The 2,540-nt window shown below is 70.5% G+C and carries 2 protein-coding genes; both read left to right on the top strand.

Annotation, left to right across the window (positions count from 1 at the left end; genetic code table 11):
* Window positions 1-2,354: two-partner secretion domain-containing protein (locus ABEA07_RS16090; protein WP_345539072.1), on the top strand; the 2,354-nt coding region annotated here is incomplete at its 5' end.
* On the top strand, window positions 2,323-2,540 hold a 218-nt coding region (locus tag ABEA07_RS16085; protein ID WP_345539071.1), incomplete at its 3' end, for a POTRA domain-containing protein. The genes ABEA07_RS16090 and ABEA07_RS16085, both read left to right, overlap by 32 nt.

The following is a 2,540-nucleotide window of genomic DNA, read 5'->3' as shown; positions in this document are numbered from 1 at the left end:
CCCCCAGCGCTGCCGGGGTCTCGCGCAACCTCTACAAGCAGTTCGACGTCCCGGCCCGGGGCGTGATCGTCAACAACGCGCGCTCGAACGTGCAGTCGGCTCTCGGGGGCTGGATCCAGGGCAACCCCTACCTGGCGACCGGCCCGGCGCGAATCATCGTCAACGAGGTCAGCTCCAGCAACCCCTCCCTTGTCAACGGCCCGGTCGAGATCGCGGGCCAGCGTGCGGAGTTCATCCTGGCGAACCCGTCGGGCATCTCGGTGAACGGGGGCACGTTCATCAACGCAGCCGGGGTGACGCTCACGACGGGAGCGCCGCAGTACAACGCCGCGGGCGGACTCGACAGCTACGTCGTGCGAAGCGGCCAGGTCCACCTCGACGGGCTGGGCCTGGATGCCAGCAAGGCCGACTACGCCGCCATCCTTGCGCGCGCCGTGCAGATCAATGCGGCGCTGCATGCCAAGGATCTGAAGGTGGTGACCGGAGCCAACACGATCTCGGGTGACCGCACCCGGATCACGCCGACCACGGGCACCGGTGCCAAGCCGGTCTTTGCATTGGACACGGCCGCGCTTGGCGGCATGTATGCGAACCACATCTTCCTGGTGGGCACGGAACACGGCCTGGGCGTGCGCAACGGCGGCAACTTCCTGGCCCCGGGCGAGATGGTGATCACGGCGGATGGGCGGCTGGAGAACAAGGGCACGATCGAGGCGCAGCGCCTGCAGATCGCCGCGGCCGGCGACATCGACAACCGCGGGGGCACGATGCGCCAGACCGGCGGCGCCGGGCTCACCGTGACGGCGGACCGCCTGAGCAACACCGGGGGCGTGATCGGGGCCGAGCCGGTGAGCGTGGCCGCGAGCAGCGGCTCGGTGAGCGCGAGTGCGGGCAGTGGCAGCGCGGCGGCAGGGCCCGCGGCCGCTGGCAGCGGCGGGGCGGGCGCTGTCACGACGTCCGCCCCATCCCGGCCGGGCGCCATCACCGCAGCCGGGGCGATCCTCAACGACGGCGGGCGCATCTTCCCAAGCGGTCCCGTCGTGCTGAACACAGCGCAGATCGACAACACGGGTGGCTCGATCTCGGTAGCGAACCTGGCCGTCAGCGGGCCACGCTTCAGCAACGCAGGCGGGAGCCTCCACGTCAGCAACAGCTTCAGCGCCGACGTCGGCGAATTGAACAACGCGGGCGGTACCTTGCGCGCCGGCAATCTGGCCATCGCCACGAGCGGCGACTTGGTCAACACCGATGGCACTCTCGCCAGCGACAGCGATGCCGGCATCCAGGCGGGCGGGCAGTTGCTCAACACGCGCGGAACGATCTCGGCGGCCCGCCACACGACCCTCAGCGCGGGCAGCGTGCAAGGCGCCGGTGTGCTCGGTGCCGGTGTGCAGGCCGAGGGCCAGCTCGGCAGCGCGGGCGATCTGCGCGTGACGAGCACCGGCGCGCTGGAGGCCGGGGGGCACAACCTCGCCGCGGGCGAGATGATGCTGCGGGGCGCGAGTGTCGATCTGTCCTCCAGCACCACCCGCGCCGCCCGCATCGCACTGACGGCGAGCCATGGCAACGTCATCACCAGCGGCGCGACGATCACCACGCCCGGATCGCTGAGCGCGACGGCCGACAACCAGGCCAGCCAGAGCCTGGTCCACCGGGGCGGCAAGCTGGAAGCCGGGCAGATGCGCCTGAACGTCTCCAACCTCGCCAACACCCATGGCGGCCGGATCCTGCAGACCGGCTCGGCGGACACGCACATCAGCGTCGGGGGTGCCCTGGACAACAGCGCCGGCACCATCGCCAGCAACGGCTCCATCACCCTTGCCGCGGGCAGCTTGAAGAACGATGCCGGTCGCATCACGGCCCTGGGCGACCTGGGCATCAGCCCCGACGGGACTGCGAGCAACGTGGGCGGCACGCTGGCAGCCACGGGCCACGTCGAGATCCGGTCGGGCTTCTTGAACAACGATGCCGGCCTGATCCAGTCCGGCGCGGCCATGGTGATCGACACCCATGGCCAGCAGCTCATCAACACCCATGCATCCGGGCATGCAAGTGGCCAGGGCGGCATCGCCAGCGGCGGCACCTTGCGCCTGTCGACCGGCCACCTCGCCAATACGGCCGGCTTCATCGGCGCGAAGAATGCCCTGCGTGCCGACACCCGGAGCTTCGCCAACACGGCAGGCGGCCTCGTGCTCGGCCAGTCCATCGCGGTCACGGGCGACACCGGCACCGGCCGAACGCATCCCCGAGTCCGAATCCCCGTGCCATCGCATCGACCGCGTGCGATGGGTCGGCGAGCAGTCCGACGCCTTTCGGTGGGCCGTGGCCGATCTCTCGGGCCCAGAGCGCAATGACGACCCCGTCGGCCGCTGCCTGGGCGCCAGGGGCGTCGAAGTGGTCCGCGCGCGTGCCCATCAAGCCGTCGTCGCTCGCGGCTACGTCACCACCCGCGTGGAGATTGCGCCGCAGAGCCTGTCGACCGGTACCTTGAGCTTCTCACTGGTGCCCGGCCGCGTCGCAGCCATTCGCACAACGCCCGA

This window comes from Variovorax defluvii (assembly GCF_039541515.1).
Lineage (GTDB): Bacteria > Pseudomonadota > Gammaproteobacteria > Burkholderiales > Burkholderiaceae_C > Variovorax > Variovorax defluvii.
Note: the sequence above shows the minus strand (reverse complement) of the source record. Positions and strands in the feature narration are given on the sequence as shown.